Annotated in this window: 26 protein-coding genes and 5 pseudogenes; 18 read left to right on the forward strand and 13 right to left on the reverse strand. The window is 47.9% G+C overall.

Features of this window, described 5'->3' with window-relative positions; genetic code table 11:
* Positions 1-290 precede the first annotated feature (290 nt).
* Positions 291-1040, forward strand: coding sequence for a replication initiation protein RepE (repE, locus tag D5398_RS24780; RefSeq protein WP_120509964.1), 750 nt, complete (start codon positions 291-293; stop codon positions 1038-1040).
* A 379-nt stretch (positions 1041-1419) separates the two neighbouring features.
* On the opposite strand, the gene D5398_RS24785 is transcribed toward repE, so the two are convergent.
* The 6 genes from D5398_RS24785 to D5398_RS24810 are packed head-to-tail and all read right to left on the reverse strand — an operon-like array spanning position 1420 to position 7365.
* Positions 1420-3525 carry a PRD domain-containing protein gene (locus D5398_RS24785; protein WP_120509965.1) on the reverse strand — a complete coding sequence of 702 codons (2106 nt, stop codon included), beginning with the start codon at positions 3523-3525 and terminating at the stop codon, positions 1420-1422.
* A gap of 46 nt (positions 3526-3571) precedes the next feature.
* Positions 3572-4639, reverse strand: a complete 1068-nt coding sequence (ulaG, locus tag D5398_RS24790; RefSeq protein WP_120509966.1) for an L-ascorbate 6-phosphate lactonase — start codon at positions 4637-4639, stop codon at positions 3572-3574.
* A gap of 9 nt (positions 4640-4648) precedes the next feature.
* Positions 4649-5287: an orotidine 5'-phosphate decarboxylase / HUMPS family protein gene (locus D5398_RS24795; RefSeq protein ID WP_120509967.1), complete on the reverse strand. Its 639-nt coding sequence runs from the start codon at positions 5285-5287 to the stop codon at positions 4649-4651.
* A 17-nt stretch (positions 5288-5304) separates the two neighbouring features.
* Positions 5305-6606: a PTS ascorbate transporter subunit IIC gene (locus D5398_RS24800; RefSeq protein WP_208646084.1), complete on the reverse strand. Its 1302-nt coding sequence runs from the start codon at positions 6604-6606 to the stop codon at positions 5305-5307.
* Positions 6607-6626: 20 nt separating this feature from the next.
* Complete coding sequence (locus D5398_RS24805) at positions 6627-6908, reverse strand: PTS sugar transporter subunit IIB (protein ID WP_120509969.1); 282 nt, start codon at positions 6906-6908, stop codon at positions 6627-6629.
* A 1-nt stretch (position 6909) separates the two neighbouring features.
* The gene (locus D5398_RS24810) at positions 6910-7365 is read right to left on the reverse strand and encodes a PTS sugar transporter subunit IIA (protein ID WP_120509970.1); all 456 of its coding nucleotides are present in this window, start codon (positions 7363-7365) and stop codon (positions 6910-6912) included.
* Positions 7366-8446: 1081 nt separating this feature from the next.
* On the opposite strand from D5398_RS24810, the gene D5398_RS24815 reads away from it, so the two are divergent.
* Together D5398_RS24815 and D5398_RS24820 are read left to right on the forward strand one after the other, a co-directional pair.
* Entirely contained in the window at positions 8447-9496 is a 1050-nt protein-coding gene (locus D5398_RS24815; protein ID WP_120509971.1) for a RepB family plasmid replication initiator protein, read from the forward strand.
* Between the two features lie 669 nt (positions 9497-10165).
* Complete coding sequence (locus D5398_RS24820; RefSeq protein ID WP_120509972.1) at positions 10166-10873, forward strand: SOS response-associated peptidase family protein; 708 nt, start codon at positions 10166-10168, stop codon at positions 10871-10873.
* On the opposite strand, the pseudogene D5398_RS24825 reads toward D5398_RS24820, so the two are convergent.
* Positions 10870-12134 (reverse strand): annotated as a pseudogene (locus tag D5398_RS24825) (Y-family DNA polymerase). The gene D5398_RS24820 and the pseudogene D5398_RS24825 overlap by 4 nt on opposite strands.
* Entirely contained in the window at positions 12134-12556 is a 423-nt protein-coding gene (umuD, locus tag D5398_RS24830) for a translesion error-prone DNA polymerase V autoproteolytic subunit (RefSeq protein WP_101079546.1), read from the reverse strand. Before umuD ends, D5398_RS24825 begins: the two are co-directional and overlap by 1 nt.
* 583 nt (positions 12557-13139) lie before the next feature.
* Between umuD and D5398_RS24835 the strand changes: the two genes are divergently transcribed.
* The 14 genes and pseudogenes from D5398_RS24835 (at position 13140) to D5398_RS24895 (ending at position 22584) form a co-directional block, all read left to right on the forward strand.
* Positions 13140-13775 (forward strand): AAA family ATPase, encoded by a 636-nt coding sequence (locus tag D5398_RS24835; RefSeq protein WP_120509973.1) that lies wholly within the window; start codon positions 13140-13142, stop codon positions 13773-13775.
* Positions 13775-14053 (forward strand): ribbon-helix-helix domain-containing protein, encoded by a 279-nt coding sequence (locus tag D5398_RS24840; RefSeq protein WP_120509974.1) that lies wholly within the window; start codon positions 13775-13777, stop codon positions 14051-14053. Before D5398_RS24835 ends, D5398_RS24840 begins: the two co-directional genes overlap by 1 nt.
* Before the next feature lie 1263 nt (positions 14054-15316).
* Positions 15317-15445, forward strand: a complete 129-nt coding sequence (locus D5398_RS25795) for a hypothetical protein (RefSeq protein ID WP_279635019.1) — start codon at positions 15317-15319, stop codon at positions 15443-15445.
* 280 nt (positions 15446-15725) lie between these two features.
* Positions 15726-16277, forward strand: a complete 552-nt coding sequence (gene ssb, locus D5398_RS24845; RefSeq protein ID WP_120509975.1) for a single-stranded DNA-binding protein — start codon at positions 15726-15728, stop codon at positions 16275-16277.
* Positions 16278-16336: 59 nt separating this feature from the next.
* Positions 16337-16573 carry a DUF905 family protein gene (locus tag D5398_RS24850; protein WP_120509976.1) on the forward strand — a complete coding sequence of 79 codons (237 nt, stop codon included), beginning with the start codon at positions 16337-16339 and terminating at the stop codon, positions 16571-16573.
* 73 nt (positions 16574-16646) lie between these two features.
* Complete coding sequence (locus tag D5398_RS24855) at positions 16647-18434, forward strand: ParB/RepB/Spo0J family partition protein (protein WP_162940840.1); 1788 nt, start codon at positions 16647-16649, stop codon at positions 18432-18434.
* Complete coding sequence (locus tag D5398_RS24860; RefSeq protein ID WP_162940841.1) at positions 18376-19242, forward strand: hypothetical protein; 867 nt, start codon at positions 18376-18378, stop codon at positions 19240-19242. The genes D5398_RS24855 and D5398_RS24860 overlap by 59 nt, the downstream gene beginning before the upstream one ends.
* A 58-nt stretch (positions 19243-19300) precedes the next feature.
* Entirely contained in the window at positions 19301-19714 is a 414-nt protein-coding gene (gene trbI / locus D5398_RS24865; RefSeq protein ID WP_120509979.1) for a type-F conjugative transfer system protein TrbI, read from the forward strand.
* Positions 19711-20340 (forward strand): type-F conjugative transfer system protein TraW, encoded by a 630-nt coding sequence (traW, locus tag D5398_RS24870; protein ID WP_120509980.1) that lies wholly within the window; start codon positions 19711-19713, stop codon positions 20338-20340. The genes trbI and traW overlap by 4 nt, the downstream gene beginning before the upstream one ends.
* A pseudogene (locus D5398_RS24875) lies at positions 20337-20810 on the forward strand (TraU family protein); the annotation flags it as partial. The gene traW and the pseudogene D5398_RS24875, both read left to right, overlap by 4 nt.
* A gap of 541 nt (positions 20811-21351) precedes the next feature.
* On the forward strand, positions 21352-21531 hold the full coding sequence (locus D5398_RS24880; RefSeq protein WP_120509981.1) for a type II toxin-antitoxin system HicA family toxin: 180 nt from the start codon (positions 21352-21354) through the stop codon (positions 21529-21531).
* Positions 21532-21559: 28 nt separating this feature from the next.
* On the forward strand, positions 21560-21970 hold the full coding sequence (locus D5398_RS24885) for a type II toxin-antitoxin system HicB family antitoxin (RefSeq protein ID WP_120509982.1): 411 nt from the start codon (positions 21560-21562) through the stop codon (positions 21968-21970).
* Positions 21971-22042: 72 nt separating this feature from the next.
* A complete protein-coding gene (locus D5398_RS24890) occupies positions 22043-22171 on the forward strand; it encodes a type II toxin-antitoxin system RelE family toxin (protein ID WP_120509983.1) in 129 nt (42 codons plus the stop codon).
* A gap of 38 nt (positions 22172-22209) precedes the next feature.
* Entirely contained in the window at positions 22210-22584 is a 375-nt protein-coding gene (locus tag D5398_RS24895) for a helix-turn-helix domain-containing protein (protein ID WP_120509984.1), read from the forward strand.
* A 522-nt stretch (positions 22585-23106) separates the two neighbouring features.
* Here D5398_RS24895 and D5398_RS24900 read toward each other — a convergent pair.
* Together D5398_RS24900 and D5398_RS24905 are read right to left on the reverse strand one after the other, a co-directional pair.
* A complete protein-coding gene (locus D5398_RS24900) occupies positions 23107-23394 on the reverse strand; it encodes a type II toxin-antitoxin system RelE family toxin (RefSeq protein WP_120509985.1) in 288 nt (95 codons plus the stop codon).
* Positions 23391-23642: a type II toxin-antitoxin system Phd/YefM family antitoxin gene (locus D5398_RS24905; RefSeq protein ID WP_120509986.1), complete on the reverse strand. Its 252-nt coding sequence runs from the start codon at positions 23640-23642 to the stop codon at positions 23391-23393. Before D5398_RS24905 ends, D5398_RS24900 begins: the two co-directional genes overlap by 4 nt.
* Before the next feature lie 90 nt (positions 23643-23732).
* Between D5398_RS24905 and D5398_RS25805 the strand changes: the two are divergent.
* Positions 23733-23866, forward strand: a pseudogene (locus D5398_RS25805) (dihydrodipicolinate synthase family protein); the annotation flags it as partial.
* A 63-nt stretch (positions 23867-23929) separates the two neighbouring features.
* On the opposite strand, the pseudogene D5398_RS24915 reads toward D5398_RS25805, so the two are convergent.
* The 3 genes and pseudogenes from D5398_RS24915 to D5398_RS24925 form a co-directional block, all read right to left on the reverse strand.
* Positions 23930-24178 (reverse strand): annotated as a pseudogene (locus D5398_RS24915) (IS3 family transposase); the annotation flags it as partial.
* Positions 24179-24229: 51 nt separating this feature from the next.
* Positions 24230-24295, reverse strand: a pseudogene (locus D5398_RS25810) (SelT/SelW/SelH family protein); the annotation flags it as partial.
* 221 nt (positions 24296-24516) lie between these two features.
* Positions 24517-24819 (reverse strand): YdgH/BhsA/McbA family protein, encoded by a 303-nt coding sequence (locus D5398_RS24925; RefSeq protein WP_120509987.1) that lies wholly within the window; start codon positions 24817-24819, stop codon positions 24517-24519.
* Between the last annotated feature and the right edge of the window lie 234 nt (positions 24820-25053).

Below are 25053 nucleotides of genomic sequence, written 5' to 3' on the forward strand. Positions count from 1 at the left end.
CACTTATCCACATATACATAACTGTTTTTATAAATCTTTTTTAGAGATCTTTTTAAAGATCTTTTTAGGGACATTGCAAACCTGATATATCAAGGCCTGTAGCTTCACTGGCGTGACAAATTGCCCTCTGAGTGTGACAAATCACCCTGAAATAGAATGTTTAAGTGTGACAAATCGCCCTTAAGACTGTGACAAATTGCCCTTAAGAATCCACTGCAAACACAGGGTTATTGACATAAATTTATTTCAGTGACAACCTACGGCCTTGTCACACTGTACCTGGTAAATATATGACTGAGACGTTTCTGATAAATACAAAAAAACGTAAAAATAGCTCTCGTATAGTTCAGTCAAATGAATTAACTGAAGCAGCTTATAGTCTGACCCGCGATCAGAAGCGTATGCTTTATCTCTTTGTTGAACAGATCCGTGGCCAGGATGGATTCTTAAATGATCATGACGGTAATTGCGAAATTCAGGTCTCGAAATATGCCGCAACTTTTTCCCTTACTTCCGCGGAAGCAAGTAAAGATATCAGACAATCGTTAAAGGGATTTGCAGGTAAAGAAATTACGGTTTATAGACCTGAAGATGACGCTGGTGGCGAGAAAGGATATGAATCGTTCCCCTGGTTTATTAAACGAGCGTACAGCCCTGTCAGGGGCGTTTACAGTGTGCATATCAACCCCTTCCTCATTCCGTATTTTATTGGGCTGCAGAATAGATTTACCCAGTTCAGACTGAGTGAGACTAAAGAAATAACTAATCCCTATGCTATGCGGCTATATGAGTCCCTCTGCCAGTACCGCAAACCTGATGGCTCAGGAATCGTCTCTCTGACCATAAACTGGATAATGGAGCGTTATCTGTTGCCACAAAGCTATCTGCGCATGCCTGATTTCAGACGTCGTTTCCTCATACCTGTGGTAGAGGAAATAAACAGCAGAACACCGATGCAGGTTTCTTACACAGAAAAGAAAAAGGGCCGTCAGACAACACACATTATCTTTAATTATTTCGACGACCAGCGTCCGTTGTAACCCACCCTCTTCAGGGTAATTTGTCACATTTTTACCTCGCTTCCCCCGGTAGCTAAGCAGCAACCACTTTAGTGAATGCGTATTTAGGTTGCTTGTTGTCACAACCACTGTAGTGAGCAATTGAGGGTCAGTATCCTGTCGATAGCGGCTTTAATGAGGATAATCCCTCATTACAGTGGTTAGATATGTCATCAGATGGCGGCTGCTTACTCTCTACAGTGGTTGCTACTATTTGTGTAACCCCCATTCTATGAAACCAGCAGGACTCACAGTCCCAGCTGTACAGTGTGTGATGGCCAGAGAATGGCTATGCGAGGGAGTTTTGATGCCAATCAATAAGGATGATGGTGCGACCTGTTGGGTTGATCGCGTAAAGGCATCATGCTGATAAAACAGCTAAAACGTCCTTTAATGAAGATGCTTTTAGCATTTGATGAAGCCTGTTCTCATCGCTTATCAAATCGTTCAGTGCGCTCAGCAGGGGAATATGCGAAAGGTCTGCGCAAGGCACCAGGATGATGATGAGTCGCGGTGTTATCTGATTGGTGCAACCATCAAACTGCAAAGGGTATCGAAGTTTCAGTAATGATAGCGCAGGTACGGAGATTCCTTTTGGAGGTGCATCGTGCAGTAATAATACGTCTGGCGAGAGATACATCGTCAGGTCGGATTTTTCGATATTGGCGATAATACTCTCTGCAAAATGGAGCGAAACGACGCTTTGATCAACCAGTGGTTTTGTCGCTTTTTGGATAGCTTTTCGCCACTCCATCGGCTTAGCGCTAAACTGCACCCTGCCGCGCAAGTAACCGGCAAGCGACTTGTTTTCGGGATGTGCTTCCCCGCCACAAGTTTGATGCAAATAACGATGCACAATCTCTCTGATATCTTCCTGAAACGCCTCTTTCATTTGTGGTGCGTGACTGACTGCAGCAGCAACAAGCGCATTAACGAACTCATGTTCCTGAACATTATCATGCTTATTTTCCAGGATATTGCGCAGCTGGATCCTTTCGTTGGTGCTAAGTATATGTTGTACAAGTATATGATGGACATCGTTTAATTTTTCTTTGGGGAGAGGAATGCTGCTGACGACCAGACGAGTACTAACAGGTAAGGGTTGAGCCATAAACTTACTGTAGGAGAGATGGCGGATATCTAAAGGCAGTACGGTCTGATTACGAAGTTGATTTTCGAGAATCGCCGTAGAAGACACTCCACCTTCTGTGACCAGCAGTATGAGCTGCTCGCCGGTTTCCGGCTTTTTGTCGAGCCAGGCTGCAAAACTGATAGTGATATAACTCAGTTCATCATCATTGAAAACGACCTGGTACTCCATCTCCATCCCCTTGATTGCCTGCCTGCACAACTGAAAGATCAGCGGGTAACGTTGGAGCACATCCTCACGCAGAACGTTTTCACTTTTTATATTAAACAAGCAACGGTGGATGGCAGGTCCAAGATGAGAGAACAGACGTGCCACAAGACTGGAAACATCTGAGAAGTAAACACCTGAGAGAGACTGGAATTGCTCAATCAGCTGCCGGATACAGGACGTCAGGCGGCGGTCATTTGCTTCACAAGTAGGTGAACTGGCAATTTTTTTGCTGACAGAAAGTAACAAAGTCAAAAACAATGTATTGCTTGCGATATCCCCTACACTGAGACGTTCCGATAAATGAGAATGCATGGAGGCTGCTGCAAGACATTCCGGCTGGTTACGGAGTGCGTCTATCTGAGTTGGGGTGAATTCGGCGTAATGACCTTTCAATGTTTCCAGCAGACTGAACATCATCATATACAACAGCAGTCTTTTATCTTTGTCGCTGAATACACAATCCAGGTGGCCTTCTGCCAATTCGATAGCAAAGATGATGGCACTTCTGACTTCATTCACGCACAGCCCGTGCTCTGTCAGATGTTTACGCAATACGAGCTCCACTCTGGCTTCTACCTGGGCATGAGCGTACTTCAGGGAGCGTTGTAGCATCTGGTGAATACACAGCCGCCGTTCGAGTTGCCCTCCCGTAACATGATACCCCTCTTTTTTACTGACTTTGAGAAGCAGGTGGTGTTGCTTTTGCAGTACTGACTTCAGCGTATTCAGGTCATCGAGTGTGGTATTACGGCTGACATTATTGATTTCGCTGAGTTGCCGGGTGAAAAGAGGAGGTGAAGAACATATGAGATGAAGAAGGAGATGATCCCGGCGCTCCTCAGCGCACAATTTATAGTCCTGTTTATCAAGCAGAGTCAGGTGGTTAAGGATGGATCCCACTTCATTTTCATCTAAACGCAAACCAAGGTGCACATCGCACAGAAGTGGGGAAAAACCCTCATGAATGAGCCAGTCGTCGATTTTTTTCTTGCGATAATAGAAGTTTCTTTGTGGAAAGCAGAGTTTTTCGCAGAGTGCCCTGAGGGGCAGTCCCGGTTCAGCAGCTACTTTTTTTATGATATCAACGGCAAGGCGGTCCAGCTGCATGCTCGATCCTTTGAAGCCCGGCGCCGGAACGCCGGTATTCTCTGATTCAGAGGAATGAAGGGAAAGGTAAATCAGTTTCCGCTTCAAAAATATCCGGGAAGCCGCGAGGATGTTGATAAATACGGCGATCCTTATCCCGAGGATAAACAAATTTACCGCCAGGTTGCCAGATGAAAGGTACAAAGTTGTATTGCAGGCGGTGACGACGCATTTCGAAAAGTGTCAGTATTTCATTGGTATCCGCCAACATGTTGCACCAGATATCGTGATGGAACGGGATCATGACCTGGGTTCTCAGGGACTCAGCCATACGCAAGATATCCACTGACGTCATCTTGTCAGTAATGCCAATTGGATTTTCGCCAAATGACCCTAATGCCACATCGATTTGGTTCTCTTTGCCGTGCCGGGCATACATATTTGAATAATGCGAGTCGCCGGAATGATAGATATTACCGCCCGATGTTTTCACCAGATAATTGACGGAGCGAAGATCCATATCAGGGATCTCACTTTTTTCATCAGCCAGTGGTCTTGGCGGCTCAGTGATAAGGATGGTGCGGTCAGATGATTCCAGCACCAGAATTTCCATATCCTTAATTTTGATTACATCACCAGGTTTCACCACGCGGCAGCGATGGGAAGGAACACCCCAATTCATCCAGAGATCCACGCATGCCTGCGGGCCGATGAAGGGGACATCATCTTTACAGTTTTTAAGGACTGCGGCAGCGACATTAATATCAATATGATCTGCGTGATAATGTGTCGAAAGTACGGCATCAATTTCACGAATCGAGAAAGGATCGAGAACAAAGGGGGTGTTTCTCAGATTCGGCTGGGCAATCCGTGCCCCACTCATCCGTGCCATCTGGTGAGATGGCTTCATGTCAGGCAGGTTTTTCTTACGTTTTCCAGTCCCGCACCAAAAATCGATACTGATGTTGGCGTTACCCTGAGTTTTGATCCACATCCCGACACAACCCAGCCACCACATGGCGACCGAGTCTGGTGCAACCTGCTCTGCTTCTATTTCGTCATTAAGCCAGGTACCCCATTCTGGGAAGGTATTCTGTACCCAACTTTCACGTGTGATGTCATTTACATTGCTCATTACTTTTCCTTAATTGGTTATGGCATTAGCGATAGCGGCAAAACTCAAGGCTGCGTTGCGGCGGTTTTTCGCGCTTAAAATGGCACCTCCGACAATGGCAATTTCTGGCTGCAATTGCTCTTTTATGGCCGGCAAGGTGTCCAGGCTGATCCCACCGGCCAGCGACATGATTAATCCACTGGCTTTGTGAACATCAATAAATTCGCTGAATGCCTGTTGCGGATCGTCCCCGCAGTCGGCGTTTTTATGTACGCAGATATGCGTTGCACCAAGGGCTTTAAGTTCGCAGGCACGCAGCACCGGGTCGGAAACAGACTGCAGATCAAACACCACAGTGGCGTTATTCTTGCTGGCAATCGCCAGCACTTTTCTGACGGCGGTGTCACTTGCCACAGCAAGCATTGAGTAATACTCCGGCAGGCATTGCGCCATTAATGTGGCCTCACGCTCCGGGCCATCAATGATTTTCATATCGAGAAAGAGGGGTTTATCCGGGCATATCGCACGGATGTCTTTAACGATGGCAATCCCGCTGTGTTTGAGAAGCGAAGTTCCTACTTCGATAATATCTACGTAGGAACCTGCTTCCCGGACAACATCCAACGCTTCGCGCGGGTCTAATAAATCCAGTGCCAGTTGTATTTTCATGACCAACTCCCTAGCAGTTACACGACAAGGCCAAAGGCTGTGCCGATAAATTTCAACAGATACAGCAGTGGTAACCAGACCAGGCTGAAATCGATATTTGAGAACATCAGGCCTGATCCATAAAGCGAACCCATCATTGGATAAAGCAGGATCACCCCGGCGTGAGCGATAACGCTGGTGATAAAGCCGGCGCCCAATGCGCCTTTATAGCCGCCATACTTGTTACCAAAAACGCCCATCGTGCAGCCATCGAAGAACATAATTATCGGGCTTGGGAAAACAATGATTGGGCTTTTCAGTAAGACGGTGGCCGCTGTGACGACCAGAGCGCCTGCAACAGAACCGATAAATCCCAGCATTGCCCCTGTGGGTGAGTAAGGGAAAAGTGCGGGGCAATCCAATGCTGGAACGGCGTCCGGTAACAGACGATCGGAGATCCCTTTAAAGGCGGGAACAATGGAGCCGATAAACATCCTGACGCCAATGAGCAAGATGACAACACCGGCGGTAAAGCTCAGGCCCTGCATCAGCAGCCAGACAATCCAGTTTGTTTTGCCACTCAGTTCCGTAATTCCCTGAGCACCTACCGATAAACCGATCCCGAGAAAAATCAGAGGCATCAGGAATGCCAGTGAAATGGTGTTATCACGGAACATCGACAGGAAACCGGGAAGTTTCAGCTCTTCGGCATCTTCTGACGGGCTACCAAATAAGGGGGCAACTTTACTTGCAAGCCATGCGCCGACTTGTTGGTTATGACCAAGAGTGAGGTCATCGCCAATGAAATGCTGTCCCAGCTTGCGGGTAATTGCCGGGGAAAGCGTCCAGTAAAGCCCGCAAAGAATGGCACCTGTCAGGATCAGAGCCACGCCAGAGAGGCCGAGCGTGCCTGGCAAGGCAAGAACCATAAAAGTGGCAAGAAAAAGCTGGATATGTACTGTCAGAAACACGTTTTTAAAGCGTTTAAACGGAATGATATAAACGAAAAACAGGTGGAATAAAAATCCAAGGATAAAGGTTAACGTGACGTCATTGGCGAATTTAAGCATAGCTACGCCAAAAGCGGCTTCGTTAGCTGGAAGAACGCCATGAATGCCGAGGATTTTATTAAGCTGACCCATAATAGGGGAAAGCGATTTTAATAAGGTTCCCGACCCGATGGTAATCACAAGCAACCCGACTATCGTTTTTACCGTCCCGTCGATAACTTCACTGGTTTTTTTGCGCTGTAGCATCAAACCAAACAGCGCAATGATCCCGAGAAATAGAGGGGCTTTATCCAGTATTTGAAAAATAATAAATTCGATAATATCTTTCATCGCACTTATCTCCGGATATGTTAGGAAGAAAGACTCGTGAGATACTCTCCAATACTGCTTTCAATTTCTTGCTTACGGACAAAATTGGTCAACACAATGGTTTTACTCTTTAACTCATCTGGCATACTTGCGGCCAGCTCACGGGTAGTCACATATAATTCGGCAGGAACGCTGCGCACACTGCCCAAATCGCAGGTATCGACTGAAACATCAATGTTCATTTTTTTGACGACTTGCTCAATATTCATTTTGGCAATTACACTGGAGCCAAGTCCCATTCCACATACGCAAATAATTTTCATTTCAAACTCCCTGATTTACGTTATTGATCGCTTGATAGACGTCTTCAATGCTTTGAGATTCTTGTAAAAATAGTGTGCTATTGTCGCCATCAAGAAAATTTACCAGTTGGGATATGATATTGATATGGCAGTTGTTATCTGTTGCACAGAGGCCGAATATGATCGATACGGGATCGTTTTCTTCACTGCCAAAATTGATGGGCGAAGCGAGGGTCGTCAGGCTTATTCCTGTTTTTAAAACGCTGGGTGCCGGTCGAGAATGGGCCAGCGCAATACCAGGAGCCACGACGATGTATGGCCCGAGCGTTTCAACGGCAGCAATCATTTCTTCGGTATAGCTCGGGGTTGTATATCCACCTGTTACCAGAAGATTTCCCGCAGCAGTCATTGCTGCACGCCAGTCTTTGGCATTAATTTGCAGATTGATATTTTCCCTGGAAATAATTTCATTAATCATTTCTTTCCCCTAAGTTTGTCTGAGTTGCATCCTATGACGGGGAAATTAAAATCAAAAAAACAATTTATACAGTCAATAATTCAAAAAATTGGGCTGTTCCCTTCAGCACAGTGGCAGGAGTTGATTCCCGGTCACATAAATATATTTGAAACAAATATCCATCACAAAAAATAGTGCTGTTGAAGAGGGTTAGATTTCAGAGGAAAAATCTAAAGTTGTGACCTATGACTGATATTAGAATTACGCGCTCGTTAATCCGTGCAGATAAAATTTACATGACTTAATTCTGGGTGTTGTCACTGCCCTCTTATGTTCAAGATTCACACCCGCTTTTTTAACAGGCCTGTGGGAATTCCAACGACAACTCTAGACCTTATGGTTTGTGCATAGGTGTTCTAAATACTCTCAGTTCTAATCTTGTTATCCACTTTTCCACAGCGTAGATCCAATAATAAGATCCTATATAGATCATTAAACAGATCAAAAGAGATCCCCGCACCTCTGCAAGCCACGTCCTGTAAGGCCAAAATCCACATTGCTAACCACTATGATAAGTATTTTAACCGCTATAGCCAGTGTAGTATCCACTATAGAAAGTAGGGTAACTTCGCTGGTGAGTGACTAAAAACCACTAGAGTGAGTAAATCATCATTCGGGTTGTGCATAACATTTTTTCCATAAGATTTTGTTAACTCCCTGAAACTCAATAAACAAGTCTTAAGACAGCAGATGTTGACCAAAATGATGCCCACAGTTTCATCACAGAGTGGATCCCTGCTGTCTATTGCAACGTGGATATTAATCTGGAAACTTAACATCCTGTTTTTAAAGTTATCCTATGCTTCGATCCAATATTAAGATCCTTATAGAACCAATAAGACCCTAAGAGATCCCCGCTGCTCTGTAAGCCTCGTCCTTTCTGGGCTGAATGAGGATCGTTAACCGCTATAGTTAGTAAAGTAACCGCTATAGACAGCAAACTAACCACTATACTCTGTGGTAAAACCACTATAGTGGGTGTTAGTATCCACTGTATCGTGTAGCGAGAGTCGCTTATCCACATTCATTGTGAGAGTAGATAATGTCTGAAAATGAGCCTAAAAACATAGAGATAGAGAAAGCTTTTTCTGAAACCGATAAGAGAACGGGTGAGCTTGTTACTCTGGTTCCTAACAGCAATAACACGGTTCAGCCTGTGGCTCTGATGCGTCTGGGCTTATTTGTTCCAACATTGAAGTCTACTGCTCGTGGCCGTAAAGGTCAGATGAACTCGATGGATGTCACTGCTGAGCTCAAGCAGCTTTCGATAGTGAAGTCTGAAGGATATGAGAACATCAAGATCACCGGTGCGCGGCTTGATATGGATAACGATTTCAAGACCTGGGTTGGGATCATTCATGCCTTTGCCAAGCATAAGGTCCTGGGAGACTCTGTATACCTGCCGTTTGTTGAGTTTGCTAAATTATGTGGCATTCCCTCAGCACGCTCCTCCGCGAAGCTAAGGGCGCGTCTGGAAGCCTCTCTGGAGCGTATCGCCACTAACACCTTGTCATTTTCCAATAAAGATGGGGACTATTACGTTACCCACTTAGTCCAGTCGGCCAAATACAGTCCGAAGAAAGATGCCGTAGAGCTGCAGGCAGATCCGAAGATTTTTGAACTGTATCAGTTCGATAAGAAAGTCCTTCTCCAGCTCCGGGCCATCAATGAACTTTCCCGCAAGGAGTCAGCTCAGGCTCTCTATACGTTTATTGAAAGTCTTCCAACAGATCCTGCTCCCATTTCCATGTCTCGCCTGCGTGCTCGCCTTAATCTGACATCACGAGCGATCACACAGAATGCCACTGTTCGTAAAGCAATGGAGCAGCTTAAGGCTATTGGTTATCTCGACTATACGGAGGTCAAACGCGGTAAGGCTGTGTACTTCTGTATTCACTATCGACGACCAAAATTACGACCGGCTCAGATACCAACGGGTATAGGCGATGATGTTTACGCTTCCCTGGAAGATGAAAATATCAATGATATTCCTGCCCAGAAAGATGCTGATTCTGCAGCGCCCCGAGAGATGGTTATGCTGACGAAAGAAGAGCTTGAGTTGCTTGAACAACTTCGCCAGGCGAAGAAGTAGTTTCAGTCCCCTCTTACTCCCTATGGCCTCAAGTCTGCTAAAAGTTGATAGCAGGCTTTTTCCTTAACCACAGTGGTAAGCAAGCCAACCACTGTAGTGAGCAGACTATCCACTGCAAACAGCAAGCCGGGCATTATAAAATTCAGCTAACCACTGTCGTCAGTAATCTCTACTCGCTGTAGTGGTTATTTACTTATTTCGACATTACCCCCCTAGTAGTCACTAACCCGCAATCCTATATAGCCGCTGAGTCAGTGGTCACTAACTTATTACGATCTGTCGCTATTTGCTCTCTGTAGTGGTTAATACTCATCATAGTGGTCGTTACTGACTACAGTGGTTTGCTACTCACTCTAGTGGATATCACTCGCTGTAGTGGTTGGTACTTACCATAGTGGATATATGCCCAATCAAAGAGAATGCTCTCTATAGTGGATGTGTAAAATGCCTAATTGTAGGTAAGCGATTGTTGTAGGGGGGATTTGAGACACTGTCACTTCTGCTGTGATACTCGTGAAACACTCCTTATGAGATCTCTTAGGCACTGTGTGCTGGCACTTATCCTCAAAACGGTTTGATCAACTATTTTGGGCGCTTAGTAGTGCCGCTATTTGAAATCCTCTCACCATGTGTACCGTCTATACTTAGAATTCAAACTGAGGGCTCTTTATGTGTGGACGATTTACCCAGTACGAACCGTGTTCTCACTATATCGATGTGCTTTCCCCTGACAGAGAATTCGCAGGCGGCATCGATGACATCCCTATTGGCCGTTATAACGTCGCTCCCGGGACGCGCGTGCTCATACTCAATCACCGCGATGATAAAATCTTTCTCGATCCTGTTAAATGGGGCTATCAGCCCGCCTGGGCAAAAGAATCAAAGCGACCACCGATGATTAACGCGCGTATAGAGACAGTGGCAACGAGCAGGATGTTCAGACCCCTGTTCGAACATGGCCGTGCGTTAGTGATGGCCGATGGCTGGTATGAATGGAAAAAAGACCCTGTTGATCCGAAAATTAAGCAGCCATACTTCATCTACCATAAATCACATTCTCCCTTATTTTTTGCTGCGATAAGCCGTTTTCACCCTGATGCCTTAGAGGTCCCGGAAGATGATGGCTTTGTTATCGTCACAGCTGCGAGCGACGAAGGGCTACTGGATATCCATGACCGCCGGCCACTGGTATTAGAGCCCTCAGATGCACTGGAATGGTTAGACTGCGATACTTCCCCGCAGCGCGCTCTTGAGATTGCGCAGATGCAATCGGAACCCCCTTCTGAATTTCAATGGCATCCGGTGAATAAAAAAGTTGGTAGCATACGAAATAATGGTTCCGAGCTAATCGTGCCTGTTGGGGAGCCAATAATTTAAAGTTTGACGCGCATGAGTTCACTGAAGCGTGTTGTATATGCTGGAGAGAGCATCTGACGCTTCATTTCCCAGGATTTTTGCACGCCCTGGCCAGCGAACCACACCCGCCCTTTCCCGCTATGATTGATTCCATCGAGAACCGCCATGAGCTGCTCACTATTTGAGCGCGGCTGGTACTCGTCGAAAAGACCCAACTGGGCGACACCCTGACTGTAAAAATCCCCCAGCATCACGCCGCATTTCTGGAAGCTATGGCCATCTTGCCAGATTGCATCCAGACATTTAGTTGCCGCAGCCACGATATCCCTGGTGTCCTGAGTAGGTATCTGAAGCTTGGTTCCCGCCGTTTTACCGTAATAGACTTCATTCACAGCAAAAGGACTTGTTTTGATGAATGCAGAGATATGCCGGCAGTATTGATGCTCACCCCGGAGTTTTTCTGCAGCCCGCACGGCATGACTACATATCGCTTCGCGCATCAGATCGTATTCTGATACGCGATCACCGAATGACCTTGAGCAAACGATTTGTTGTTTGGTCGGTGCGAACTCTTCCAGTTCTAAACACGGTTCTCCACGGAGCTCCCTTACCGTACGTTCAAGCACAATGTTGAAGTGCTTGCGGATCAGAGGAGTTGGGGTATCTGCAAGCTGCAGGGCTGTTTTAATCCCCATATCATTTAACTTTTTCGAAATCCTGCGTCCAACACCCCAGACTTCCCCGACTTCAACGAGTGCCATCAGTTTTCGTTGACGTCCCGCTAGCGAAAGGTCAACAACGCCACCCGTTTTTGTCCATTTTTTTGCGCTGTAATTGGCTAATTTTGCTAAAGTTTTGGTGGGTGCAATGCCTACACCTACAGTGAGTCCGGTCCACTGGAGAACTTTGGCTCGCACTTCCCTTCCGAACTCCTCCAGATCCTTGCAGTTACTGACTCCCTGCAAATTCATGAATGCCTCATCAATGCTGTATATTTCTACAGCCGGAGACATCTCCTCTAACACCGTCATTACCCGTGTGCTCATATCTGCATAGAGCGCGTAGTTACTGCTGAATGTCACGATCTTATGCTGCTCGAAAAGCGCCCGCATTTTGAAGAACGGATCGCCCATCTTTATACCGAGTTTTTTTGCTTCGGCGCTGCGTGCGATTACGCAAGCATCGTTGTTACTTAAAACCACGACAGGCCTTCCCTTCAGTCAGGCCTGAAAACAGTTTCACAGCTTGCATAAAAACTGTTCACATCAGCCAGGGCGAACATTACTGAAATCCGTTGATGCTGAAAGTCACAACGCCAAACACTTCCAGTTCATCTCCGCCGTCATGCAACACGATGGGAGGGAAGTCTGGATTCATTGGCACCAGCTGAACAACCGGGTGTAAGCAGAGGCGCTTAACAGTGTATTCACCAGCAAGTGAAGCAATGATGATATCGCCGTGCTTTGCCTGCAGGCTCCTGTCCACAACAAGCATCGAACCTTCGTAAATGCCCGCATCTACCATACTCATCCCTGTGGCCATCACAAAATAAGTGGCGGCTGGATGATTTATACAGAGCTCGTTTAAATCAATGCCCTTCTCAATATAATCCTGCGCCGGCGAGGGAAAACCAGCCTGAACTTTATCTTGAAAGAAAGGGGTCAGCAGCTTCAAAGGCTCAGGTGTTGGGTAAAAGACATTCATGATTGACACTCACTAAATACTGGTTATGCATACAGTATAATCATGAGTTCTTTAGCTTGTGAAGGGCTGATGCTTAGAAAAGTCTTAGGCGCCTGATCAGCAAGGAAACAAAAATTGTGCCCCCCTATTCCTCCAGTTCCCAACGCACCCTCTGTCTTACTTTAAATATTTCTGGAATATGACGGAGCTTTTTCTCACTGATGGAGTCATGGGGGATTAAATTAAAGTGGTATTTCTTACGCATGCATACGGAGGGTTCTTGTTGATGAGATGTAGAACTTGATGCCTGGAAGTACTCTCTGCCGGCAATGTTCTGGTTAGAATCTCGTGGTTCTATTAATTTTCTCTAAGCCCACAGTATACGGTCATGGTTAAAGTCGGTAATTGGGTTATAGTTAAATGCATGTTTATAAAGTCTAAATTTTTCTCGGTTGCAAAGTTACGCCGTAACTATTGTTTATTGAAGAAGCAAGCTACATGAATAAGTATTACTTCATACATAATAATTACTCGATAATACTTCACATATATATTTTATGAGTTATCATTTAGGAAATGCTACTTTCGACATCACAGGTGATAAATGATCACGATTATTGGATGCAATAAAGGCGGTGCTGCCAAAACAACAACGGCCATCAATCTGGCGGTTGGTCTGGCTCTTCGTGGAGAGGACGTTTGTCTCGTCGATGCAGATGTTCAGCGTTCCGCTTCCAGATGGTATGCAGAGCGCGAAGCCTCAGGCATCACTCCATCCATTACCCTGATTGAAAAACGAGACAACATTTCCCAAACGCTGAGAAGTCTGGATGAAAAATTTGCTCATGTCATCGTGGACGTTGCGGGACGCAATAGCCGGGAGTTGATCACGGGGGGTACCGTTGCCCATCAGATTATCGCGCCCCACCAGTGTTCACAGTTAGACCTGGATACTATGGTTGAACTGCAGCAGCAGCTGGAAAGTATGCGCGATTTGAATCCTGAGCTTAAGGCCTACTGCTATCAAAGTATGGCGACGACTAACCCGCTGTTGCAGGGTAACGAACGACATGAGTTTCTGGAGTATGTGCGTGAGTTTGAAGGGCTCATCCCTTTGACCGCCACAGCATGTTACCGAAAGGTTTACCGTGATGTTATGTCAGAAGGTAAATCAGTACTCGAGACATCTAACGAAAAAGCCAAGGCAGAAGTTCTGGCATTGCTGAATGAGGTATTTTAATGGCCTTAAAGAAACCCCCATTTTCAAATCGCCGAGTCGTAACAGAAGCTGAAGCTGATGCTCTGGCTAACAGACTGGCCGACCGCCCTTATGGTGACGAAAAAGTTGTTGCTGAACCTGCGCAGGAAATTCTGACAAGGACAACTATCTCTTTACCTCAGAACACGCTGCGAGAGATTGAAGATCTTGCCCTGCATAATAAGCGTAATGGTATTAGCCCGAAAAGCGTAAGTGCAATCATTCGTGATGCCCTGGATACTTACCTTAAAAAGGTTTGATACCAAGCGGCATTGGTAACCAAGCGGCTACCAATGCCGTTTTCACCAATCTCATACATTTCCTTAGCCACCGTGTTCCTTATTGCCTTCTCCCCTTTCCAACGTCTCCCATTGAGCTCAACGTTTCAAGAACACTCTCAATCCAAGGTATCGTAATCATTATTAGATAATAAGTATTAAGTAGTAAATCACACTTTACACTGCCTTCCTATGGCTTAGATTATTTGTGAAATACCAAGTATGAAATGTGATTTCTGTGGGTTTTAAGATCAGGCATAACAAACTATATTACTGAATAAATGATGTTTCATACTTCATAAATCATAAGTGACACATCCTATCGATTACTGCACTTCTCCGAAAAACGTTGAAGGCATGCCCGTCTTTGTATGATTTACTCAGAGCGTATGCCACAACACATAAGTGTGAAATACTAGTTGTTACTTAACCAATTTTTTATTGTTTATAAGCTATCTACAATTCATACCTATGCAATATGAATTATTACATCATACTTCCTAACTCCTAACTCCTAACTCCTAACTCCTAACTCCTAACTCCTCAGTGACATTTGCCATTAGCTTGAAAGGATACTTATCCATAGAGAACAGTATGGAAGACATTGCGAAGCGAGTGTCTATGCAAGCATATTGATAGTGAGGGATTAAAAGTTCAAAAGGTATTATTTATGAATTCACAATTCACAATTCATGCATGTGATTAATACGCGGTGTCGGGTTGATTCTACGACGGGGGACTTGGGCGTGTGCGTGAGGTCGAGCATATGGTCATGGTTAACGTGTTAATGATTGATAATACTTGCCACTTCATAATTATTATTTATGACCAAGAGTATAGCTATCTTTATTACGTAGTACTTCATGGTTCATACTTAATACTTAATACTTAATACTTAATACTTAATACTTAATGTTTAATATTTAATATTTAATATTTACTATTTAACATTTAATGTTTTTTAAAGTTCTCTGTGGTGTTTTGCTGAGAGAATAAAATGCGTTCGGATAATGCATGAGGAAGTTCAGGTGAATAACAGTAAACGGCGCGATAGGCATTGCTGAGGTTGGTTCTTTTTGAACAAAGTTTCATTCATATACTGATATATAAGTAACATGCAGTTTCGGAAAATCAGGGGCAGGGCGTCACCATCGGCACGGCTGTCGTGAACAGAGCCAGGCTGCCTGTCTCTGCCCTTCGGGCTTCCATCCTGACGCAAAGTCCACATCACACTAGCAGCGGCCAATGGCCGCGCAGCTTCACTGGCCTGCGGTAAAGCAGCAGGCCGCTGTCGGGCAACGGCGATTCGCTGCCGCTCGTCGTCGTTGCGGTGGTATCCGCTACGTCCATCTTGGGTGCCGTCTCTCCAGTTAAGCCCCTCTCGCCGGGGCTGACCAAAACACAGCCTCTGTCGCCCGTCCAGGGTAAATATACGCCCCAAAACTTTTCCTCGTACCTCCGAAAACTTTTGTGTTCGCCCCGGACGTTCGCCCTCGTCGGTGTTTTTTACGCCCTCGCGGCGAAGGAACTCAACTGGAGATGTGGTAACACCCCGCCAGAAAAACAGCCGGATACCACAAAACGTCAAAGTCGCGACAAAGCGAATCTAACCGAAGATATGGGCTAAAAGCCCTGAAAGATAAGGAGTGTCATCATGGCAGAACGTGGAATTAACAAAGTCATCATTGTGGGTAATTTAGGTCAGGCACCTGAGTTGCGCTATATGCCGAACGGCGGCGCGGTCGCCAGTCTGACGCTGGCCACCTCTGAAAGCTGGCGTGACAAAGTCACTGGTGAGCAGCGTGAAAAAACCGAATGGCACCGTGTGGTCGTGTTCGGAAAGCTGGCTGAAATTGCCGCCGAATTCCTGACCAAGGGCGCAAAAGTCTACTTCGAAGGTCAGCTGCAGACCCGCAAATGGCAGGACGGGCAGGGTATCGACCGCTACACCACGGAAATTGTGGTCAAGGCAAACGGCACGATGCAGATGCTGGGCAGCGCACAGGGCAACCGTCAGTCGGGTGACGCAGCGGGTTCACAGGCACCGGCAAATGCCCCCTCTCATTCCGGCGAACCCGCTGCTGACGCGAAACCGGCAAAAGCCACGCGCGGCAAAAAATCCTCCAAAACGGCACCGGCGCAGCAATCCGCACATCAGGGGGGAGAATTCCCGCCGGTTGATTTTGACGATGATATCCCGTTCTGAAGATGACCTTCGACATTAACCGCCCTGCGACAGCAGGGCACCACAAGGAGTGGTTAGCGATGAAAAACGAAAATCATGTTTTGCTGCCGGAAGACACTTTTACCCGCCAACAGGCTGAAGCCGTTGCAGATGCTTACGAGAATATCGCGATCGAGGACGATCAGGGTTCTCATTTCCGTATGGTTGTGCGTCACCGCATTGATGGCCAGATGCTCTGGCGGGGATGGGATTTTGAACCGCAAGCCGGAGCTGAGCTTAACAAGTACATCGTCAGTCACGGTGTGAGTAAAGAGTAAGACAGGCTGTAAAGGTGCCGGACGATGGGGTCGTCCGGCAGACAAAATCACTACCAAGCAAAGGATGATAATTATGTCAGTTACCGAGTCTAAAGCAGTATCTAAAGCGAGTAAATCCACCAAACGGTCTAAAAATACCGTCGTTACCGAGGCCGTCGAACAGGCGCTGGCGAATACGCCGGTCGACATGGTGCCGTTCAGCCAGCTGTCTCTGTCTCCGCTGAATGTGCGTAAAGCAGAGCTGGATGCGGCAAAATTACAGGAACTGGCGGGCAGCATCAGAGCCGTGGGCGTGTTTCATAACCTTATCGTTCACCGCCTGCCTGATGGCCAACTGGGTGCCGCCGCCGGTGGACGCCGTTTCCGTGCGCTGAGTATCCTGCTGAACGAGGGGGCGATCGCACCGGATTACGCCGTGCCGGTGAAAACCGTCAGCGATGACGTGGCAGAGGTGGTTTCAGCCATCGAGAACTTCCAGCACGAAAGCATGCATCCGGCTGACCAGATTATGGCGTTCGCCCGCATCAGTGCCAGCGGCAAAACGGCGGCACAAATCGGTGGCCTGATGGGGTACAGCACCAAACACATCCAGAAATTCCTGCGCCTTGCAGGGATGGCACCGGCGCTGCTTGCTGAACTGGCTGAAGACAAGATTTACGTTGACCAGCTGCAGGCACTGTCTGCCTCTGAAGACCACGAACGCCAGCTGGACGTCTGGAAAAATGCCTATGGTTATTATCGCAATCCGAAAGAGTTGCGTGAGGCGGTGCTCAGAGGCGAAGTCTCTGCGGAAGGTCACCGTCTGTTAGAGTTTGTCGGTCGGGAGGTTTACGAACAAGCCGGGGGCGGGTTCCGCTTTGACTTGTTCACGGACGAAGGATTTATCAGCGATACCGTCCTTCTCGACACTTTAACCCGCCAGAAACTCACTGAAGTCGCGGGAAGTATCGCACAGGCAGAGGGCTGGAAGTGGTCAGAGGGACGCACTGACGGCATCAGCACCTACGGCGATGATGCGCAAAAATACCTGTTACTCAACCTGCCTCACAGTGAACTGACCCCCGAGGAAAGTGCGCGGTTTGATGTGCTGGATAAGCAGCTGGAGACGTTATCGGAGCAGGACGATGCTGAAGACGCAGACCACGACGCGCTGGAACAGGCCGCTGACGCCTGTCAGGCCGAAATGTCTGCCATCGAACAAAACGCTGAGAACCGTGCATGGACTGACGATGTGCGTGCTAACGGCGGGGTGGTGGCTTCCCTGCGTGGTAACGTTATTAGCGTGCGCCGTGGCGTGATGCTGCGAAGCGATATCCCTGAAGTCGATAAAAAATCCGGTGTGGACCACACCATTGCCAGCATCCGCACCGAAGGTGGTACTGACGCGACAGAGCAGCCGCAGGGGAAACCGTTGTCGGCGGTACTGGCAAAAAGCCTCTCCAGCGAAAGAACGCTGGCAGTACAGGCTGCGCTGGCAGAACAACCGCAGATGGCACTCGTGATTTTTGTCCATGACTGCCTAAAGTCAACCTTCGATCACCGGTCTTATACCTTCTCAACCCTCAAGGTGACCCTGCATGCCAAAACCGGCCTGATGCTCGACAATGCGCCGACGTCTTCCGACGGTCTGGCCATGCAGCACCTCACTGCGATGCACGACGCGTGGCAGCAACTGTTACCACAGGACTGGCATAAAAGCTGGGACTGGCTGCTGACATGGGACACGCAGACGCTGATTAACGTGATGGGTTATTGCATTGCCAGAACGCTCGACGGTGCGTCAGAACGTCTCAGCGACACAGATGGCAAACCCGTTTGCTCATGTCGTCGACATCGAGCAATCGGTACCCAGCCTGTGTGAATGGTTGTTGTCACTGGCAAATGCCGACATGCAGAACGAAGCCGTAGTCCTCTCTGCAATGCGTCATGCCGTTCGCTGCGTCTGGCGTAATCGACAGAACAGGGCACATATTGATGACGTCGTAAAAGCACTCGAAGGGCAGGCGGTGCGGCCTGCAGAGGTGCGTAAGGTGACGACGGCACTGCGCCAATATCAGCGCGGCGGAGCTTTGGGGCAGTATTTTCTGGGCACGATGCCTTCGCTTTGCCTTGAGGATGGCCTGTTGTTATTCAGCTTCGAACGCATGGAAGCGCAGGAACCTGAGCTTTACCGCGCTTTAACGCTGACATTGCTGCTGACAGCGCGTCTGGATATGCAGCAAAGCCGGGAAAGACGCGACGTGATATGCGTACTGGAGTCTGACGTGCTGGATGCTTCATTTGCTGAGCCTCATGCGCAGTCACTTTTCAGGCAAGCCCTGAGTACGGCGCGAAGGGAGGGTGGGGAATACCTGATACACGGATATCAGTGGCCTGACTGTCAGTCCGTTACTGACGCGCTGAAGTTGTCTTTCATTCAGATTGTATATCTCACCTCCCCGCGGGCAGCGCGGTTTCTTATAGCAGGGGATGGTCATCCTCTGCCCGACGCCGGGCAAAACATACTGACCTACCTTCCCGGTACCGCCGAAGAAAGCCTGTTTATCCGCAAAACCAACCGTCACGACGTCACGCTGAACCGTCTCTGGCTGTCTGATGCGGAAATGGGGCAGTGCATTACCGGTCTGAAGATGACGAGAACCTCATGGAGTTGCGGGATATGGGACTGACTCATTACGGAGCACTGCAATTTCTCGGCGCTTACCGTCGTTTAGGGGAGACACAGAAATGACTGAAAAGACCATTTCGCAACCTGTTCTACTGACCAAAAAGCGCAGTAAACGCCGCAACCGCTGCATTGTGCCGGTGGCCATCGTGGCTGTCGCGATGTTGATGCTGAACGCGGCTATTTCCCTGCTGCTGATTCAGTGGCAGCAGCCGGTCACCGTGGCCTTTGATATGAAAGGCACTGTGGATCAGTTTATGACGCAGACCGCGCAGCATCAGCTAACGCAGGGACAGAGCGATGCGCTGACGCTGCGCTTTACCACCGCGCTCGATGTCAGCCTGCACGACTACCAGCGCCGCCACGACGCGCTGATTTTAGTGACGCCGTCCGTGGTTACGGGTGCGAAGGACATTACGGCCGATATACAGCGCGACGTGGCCCGCCAGATGCGCACGGCTAAGGATGAGCAATGAAACGCGCCTGCCTGATTGTGCTGTTGTACGCCCTCGGCACCGCCCGCGCTGCTGATTTAGGCACATGGGGTGACTTATACCCGATTGCCGAACCCGACCTGGTCGTCACCATTAAGCAGCGGCTGGGCGACATGGAAAAAAGCGGCGAGCTGGCTCAAAAACAGGATGAGTTTAAACAGCGGGTGATTGAAAACAGCCTGCGTCCGGCTCCGGTCCGGGGGCTGGCCATTGCGCGGGAGAACACCACGCGTCTTTATGACCCGACCTTTGTTGTCAGCCAGGACATCAGCGACCATCAGGGCACAGTGTTTGCTAAAAAAGGCCAGCGCGTGAACCCGCTCGACAGCGTGCCCTTCGCGCAGACCCTTTACTTTATTGACGCCGACGACCCGCGTCAGCTGGCCTGGTTTAAGAATCAGAAGTCCACGACGCTGAGCGCCAAAGTCATTCTGGTTAACGGCGACATTGCGCAGGCGACGAAGGCGCTGGGCACACGCATCTATTTCGACCAGGACGGTGTGCTGACCAAAAAATTTGCGCTGACCGCCGTGCCGGCGCGCGTGACCGCGGCGCCTGACGGCCTTCATCTGCAGATTGATACGTTTGCCGTGGAGGGCCAGCCATGAGCTTGCTGCGCACTTTCACCCTGTTGCTGTTATTGCTGGGCAGCACGAAGACGTTCGCTGCCGATCCGCAGTGCGAAGGCCGGTTTGTGAATCCGATCACCGATATCTGCTGGGAATGTATTTTCCCGATATCCATCGGCAGCGTGGCCGTATCCACCGGCACCGTGCCGGACACCGCGAATCCGGGCAGCCCCATTCAGTTCTGCCCGATGGGCATTCTGTACCGCGTCGGGCTGGCGATTGGCTACTGGGAACCGATGGCCCTGACGGACGTGACGCGGTCACCGTACTGCATGGTCAACCTGGGCGGTTTTAACCTCAACGTTGGCAACGTCGGCTCCGGCACGGCGGGGCAGAGCGACAAAGCTGCAGCCGGCGCGTTTTACCACGTCCACTGGTACAAATACCCGCTGACCTACTGGCTCAACATCATCACCTCCGCCGGTTGCCTGCAGGGCGGCGACATGGATAACTCTACCGAGTATGGACATCTCCTTCACCGTGCTGACAGCATGGGGACTGCTCACATCCTGATCCCACCTACATACCCGCATTTCTTAGCTTTTATCTGTTAACACCGTTATCGACCGATAAATTCCGCAAATTTTGCCTTCAAAGTGGCGCATATCCACTCGGTAAACGATGAATCCCCACATGTACGAAAATTAACTTCGTCGCCGGTACGACTTCAGTCATTAACTTCGAACGTAATTTCTGAACAAAAGAAGCCCTTTAAAAAGGGAGTGTTTTCAGTGCGGTATTGAAATCCGCACTTCAAAACAAAATGAGTTCCACCCTTCACTTCGTTACGGGCAGCCCCGCTCAGATATCTGTTTGCCTCTTATGGCGCATTTTCCTTCTCAACGCTGGTTCTGTGGACAGGCTATGAATACGAGGTTAATCAGGCTCTTGATGACACCACAAAAGTAACCCCAATAACTCTAAATTCGTTGCAGCGTGGGGTTATTGGAGTTATGATGATGTCATATCGGGATGCAACGGGTCTAAAGGATGGATAGTAGAAAGCTTATGGCTGAAATTGTGGCTGATGGTTGGATATTGGATCGGGTAAATGGGAGTCATCACCACTTTGTTCATCCTACAAAACCCGGGCTGGTAACCATACCGCACCCTAAAAAAGACTTACCCATTAAAACGGTTAAGAGCATCAGGAAACAAGCTGGAATTTAATACCGGCTTTCTCGAAGAGGCTTAAATTATGTTATATCCAATCGCGATCGAACCCGGTGACGAACACCATGCATATGGCGTTACTGTTCCTGATTTACCCGGTTGTTTTTCTGCGGGTGATACCATGGAAGAGGCAATAGCGAAAGCCAAAGAGGCGATCACTGGCCATATCGAGATCCTCGTAGAAAAAGGGTGGGATATCCCTTCTGTTTCCTCTGTAAGTGACCTTGCAAAAGATCCAGAATTCGCAGGGTATACCTGGGCGATGGTTGATATTGATGTGACCCGACTACTGGGGGGCTCTGAGAAAATCAACGTAACGCTGCCTAAGTCTCTGATTGACCGGATTGATCGGTATGTATCGACACACCCAGAGTTTAAATCCCGTTCTGGGTTTCTAGCCCAAGTGGCATTAGAACGTATCGCTAAATCTGGATAATCCACATTACCCAGTCAAAGGAAGACCCGCATAACTGCGGGTCTTCCTTTATCTAAACTCGATATAAAAAAGATGGCAGGTGGAGAAGGGGAGTTCAGGATGCGTGTCGGGGACTACCGGGTCATTTACAGAATCGAAAACCGTGAGCCGGTTGTGATCACAATTCAGCGTATCGCTAGCAGAACATCGACAACGTACTGAGCCCATAGCATTAGACGTAATCCAGACTGGAGTTTTCTATGAACCACATTCAATTTATAACTGATGAGCATGGCGTAAAACAGGCAGCTGTCATTCCCATGGAGCTGTTTGAGCGTCTGATGCTACAAGCCGATCTTGATGAGCTTTATGAAGACATCACCGTTACTCCTGGTAAGCATGATGACGCACAGATCCCAAATGAAGTGGTCGAAATCATGTTGAGTAAAGATGTCACCATTCAGGCCGCCTGGCGTATTTACCGTGGTCTGACTCAAAAGGATGTTGCCGAAAAACTGGGGATTAAACAGGCCGCGGTATCTCAGTTCGAGAAGTCCGAGAACCCACGAAAAGACAACATCGAACGTCTGGCTCAGTTGTACCAATGCAAAGTTGAACAACTCACCATGGACTGATGCTGTCAGTCCATTCGTTTATCTGCCTATCTTATTAGTTACAACATTCATATCACCCCCTTTATTTACGCCGTGCAAATCTGAGGCTCCCGAGCTGACCCTGAACATCGCACCGTGCACAGCGGTAACCCCTGAGCGGAACCCGACCGCCCTGAAAAGCCGCGCCGCCCCGGCCAAAGGCCGGGATCAGTGCCGCTTTAATAGACGGATGTTGTAACTACTACATTGGTGTTGCTGAAAGAATGTCGCTTTGAGCTTTAGGGAACACGCCCGTAAGCGCCCAAAGGGCGCCAACGCGGAGATACGCCACGGCTGCGGCCAAGGCCTTGCCGTGACCACTCCGACGGCGTACCTAAAGTTCTGTGGGGTTTTAAGGTGGTTAAGTCTGGCAGGCAGAGTGGGGGATTGAGGATACCAGGGACTGATAGTCGTCGGTTATGTTGGGATAATCAGCCCCAGATTTGCCAAAAAGACTTACTGTCGCCTGCATGCCCTGGCGGGCATAAAAATCTGCACTGGACGTTATTTTAAACGCTCACTGGCCAACTGATAGACGTCACTGCGTTCTCTTTTACCAACGGCTACGACTGCGATAATCAGGACGTCATCAATTACTTCGTAGACTAAACGGAAGCCCGATGCGCGCAGTTTGATTTTATAACACCCGGGCATCCCGCGAAGTTTGGCCAAAGGAACATGAAGATTTTCGCAACACTTTTTCAGTTTCTTGGCAAATTGTTGTTGAAGCGCCCTATCAAGCTTGTCCCATTCTTTGGCTGCAGATTCACGAAACTTAATCGTGTATGTCATGCAAAATGGTCCAAATCCACGTCAACCAGCACCTCTTTGCATCGCTCATTAACCAGCTTAATTAATTCCTGATCATCCAGCGCATCTAGCATTTGTTCATATAATTTTGCGGGCACGCAATAAAATGCAGGTTGGTTGCGGTTCAGGATGGCCACAGGGTACCCGTCACCTGCCCCTACAGTTTTCATGGGATTTTTTTTTAGTTCGCTGATGCTCGCACTGGTGTCGCTAAGAATAATATTTGGCATGTTGCCTCCTGACTAGGACCTTTTGACAGCTCTTAGTCTAAGGGATGAAAAGACCTATTAACAGGTCTTTTTACTTAAGCCACCTATTATAGTTACCAGTCACTCCGTGACGAAGTAGTCTTCTCACTATTACCCGGCACGTGTCTGTACCGGTCTGTATCTATGATAATACAGGCACTACGCATTTTACCTTTACGGATGAACTACATGATCGTCTCTCATCACCTATGGTCGGTCAAAATTATTGGGGGGCGGTAAAAAGAGGTAATGATTTGGGTCTGATGATCCTACCCACGTAATGTGGACACAGCCCTAAACGAGGTTCTGGTTTCAAATTGTTCGGGACTGAGACCGACACAGCCACAGTGTCGGCGCCACCGATTGTAATCACACTCGATAAAATTAAACACCGTCGTCCGCATGATTTACCGTCTGATAAAGCGTTCCCCGTGGATACATTCCACCTTCAGCGAGTGGAAGAAGCTTTCCGCGCAGGCATTGTTGTAACTACATCCTTTGGCACTCATTTCACCTTTGGTTTAGTGTTTACTCACTTAGTCGTATGTCCACTATTCTCGGTTAGGATCATTCAGCAGTACCTGCGCCATCCGCGCGGCACGCAGCAACCAGTTGCATTGGGAAAAATAGGTGATGGTGACAGCTGGAAGTTTTTCCGTGTTAAACTCTTTTTAGGATGGTTTTATCGCGCAGATGATGTATTGAAAATAATATGATGCGAGTGGATTTGCTTCAATCGGCAGGTTTGATGGCAGGTTACGTTACAGTGTCAGCTGATAAATATCAGTTATTCAGCATATAAAAGAACAGGCAGAAGGGGCTTCTGCCTGTTAAATCACTATGGCTATGTTTCTATTTAGTTATAGAAATCAGCTGTGCCATAAGCATAATTATTATTATTCAGTGATGTGATGACATAATACTTTGCACCCATCATCGTTGCTGAAATGGAAAATTTCATCTCCAGCTCGCTTGATGTTGCAGCGCGGCCACTGATACTACCGACTTTAGTATGATCTTTCATCTGAGCAACATCCATTTTCAATGCTGAGCGGCTGATCTCTTGCGCATTACCTGTTGTTGCCGGAGTCGTCGCAGCGAAAGCAGCAGGCGCGCTTAAACCTAACAAAAAAGCTGAAATTAAGATTGTCTTTTTCATGATGTTCTACCTTAGTTACTATTATAAATAATGGATAAAATCTTTAATTAGGGGGCTACTTTATTTTATTTTTTCATTTCATCTTTTTTCATTGCGTCCTTAGACATCGCGCTCGATTCATCTTTTTTCATTGCGTCCTTAGACATCGCACTCGGTGCATCTTTTTTCATTGCGTCCTTAGACATCGCACTCGGTGCATCTTTTTTCATTGCGTCCTTAGACATCGCACTCGGT

Source organism: Rahnella bruchi (genome assembly GCF_003614975.1).
Lineage (GTDB): Bacteria > Pseudomonadota > Gammaproteobacteria > Enterobacterales > Enterobacteriaceae > Rahnella > Rahnella bruchi.

Bases quoted from the DNA above. Each gene is read 5' to 3' on its own strand.
- repE (WP_120509964.1), top strand. From the start codon at position 291: ATGACTGAGACGTTTCTGATAAATACAAAAAAACGTAAAAATAGCTCT.
- D5398_RS24785 (WP_120509965.1), bottom strand. From the start codon at position 3,525: ATGCAGCTGGACCGCCTTGCCGTTGATATCATAAAAAAAGTAGCTGCT.
- ulaG (WP_120509966.1), bottom strand. From the start codon at position 4,639: ATGAGCAATGTAAATGACATCACACGTGAAAGTTGGGTACAGAATACC.
- D5398_RS24795 (WP_120509967.1), bottom strand. From the start codon at position 5,287: ATGAAAATACAACTGGCACTGGATTTATTAGACCCGCGCGAAGCGTTG.
- D5398_RS24800 (WP_208646084.1), bottom strand. From the start codon at position 6,606: ATGAAAGATATTATCGAATTTATTATTTTTCAAATACTGGATAAAGCC.
- D5398_RS24805 (WP_120509969.1), bottom strand. From the start codon at position 6,908: ATGAAAATTATTTGCGTATGTGGAATGGGACTTGGCTCCAGTGTAATT.
- D5398_RS24810 (WP_120509970.1), bottom strand. From the start codon at position 7,365: ATGATTAATGAAATTATTTCCAGGGAAAATATCAATCTGCAAATTAAT.
- D5398_RS24815 (WP_120509971.1), top strand. From the start codon at position 8,447: ATGTCTGAAAATGAGCCTAAAAACATAGAGATAGAGAAAGCTTTTTCT.
- D5398_RS24820 (WP_120509972.1), top strand. From the start codon at position 10,166: ATGTGTGGACGATTTACCCAGTACGAACCGTGTTCTCACTATATCGAT.
- umuD (WP_101079546.1), bottom strand. From the start codon at position 12,556: ATGAATGTCTTTTACCCAACACCTGAGCCTTTGAAGCTGCTGACCCCT.
- D5398_RS24835 (WP_120509973.1), top strand. From the start codon at position 13,140: ATGATCACGATTATTGGATGCAATAAAGGCGGTGCTGCCAAAACAACA.
- D5398_RS24840 (WP_120509974.1), top strand. From the start codon at position 13,775: ATGGCCTTAAAGAAACCCCCATTTTCAAATCGCCGAGTCGTAACAGAA.
- D5398_RS25795 (WP_279635019.1), top strand. From the start codon at position 15,317: ATGGCCGCGCAGCTTCACTGGCCTGCGGTAAAGCAGCAGGCCGCTGTC.
- ssb (WP_120509975.1), top strand. From the start codon at position 15,726: ATGGCAGAACGTGGAATTAACAAAGTCATCATTGTGGGTAATTTAGGT.
- D5398_RS24850 (WP_120509976.1), top strand. From the start codon at position 16,337: ATGAAAAACGAAAATCATGTTTTGCTGCCGGAAGACACTTTTACCCGC.
- D5398_RS24855 (WP_162940840.1), top strand. From the start codon at position 16,647: ATGTCAGTTACCGAGTCTAAAGCAGTATCTAAAGCGAGTAAATCCACC.
- D5398_RS24860 (WP_162940841.1), top strand. From the start codon at position 18,376: ATGGCAAACCCGTTTGCTCATGTCGTCGACATCGAGCAATCGGTACCC.
- trbI (WP_120509979.1), top strand. From the start codon at position 19,301: ATGACTGAAAAGACCATTTCGCAACCTGTTCTACTGACCAAAAAGCGC.
- traW (WP_120509980.1), top strand. From the start codon at position 19,711: ATGAAACGCGCCTGCCTGATTGTGCTGTTGTACGCCCTCGGCACCGCC.
- D5398_RS24880 (WP_120509981.1), top strand. From the start codon at position 21,352: ATGGATAGTAGAAAGCTTATGGCTGAAATTGTGGCTGATGGTTGGATA.
- D5398_RS24885 (WP_120509982.1), top strand. From the start codon at position 21,560: ATGTTATATCCAATCGCGATCGAACCCGGTGACGAACACCATGCATAT.
- D5398_RS24890 (WP_120509983.1), top strand. From the start codon at position 22,043: ATGGCAGGTGGAGAAGGGGAGTTCAGGATGCGTGTCGGGGACTACCGG.
- D5398_RS24895 (WP_120509984.1), top strand. From the start codon at position 22,210: ATGAACCACATTCAATTTATAACTGATGAGCATGGCGTAAAACAGGCA.
- D5398_RS24900 (WP_120509985.1), bottom strand. From the start codon at position 23,394: ATGACATACACGATTAAGTTTCGTGAATCTGCAGCCAAAGAATGGGAC.
- D5398_RS24905 (WP_120509986.1), bottom strand. From the start codon at position 23,642: ATGCCAAATATTATTCTTAGCGACACCAGTGCGAGCATCAGCGAACTA.
- D5398_RS24925 (WP_120509987.1), bottom strand. From the start codon at position 24,819: ATGAAAAAGACAATCTTAATTTCAGCTTTTTTGTTAGGTTTAAGCGCG.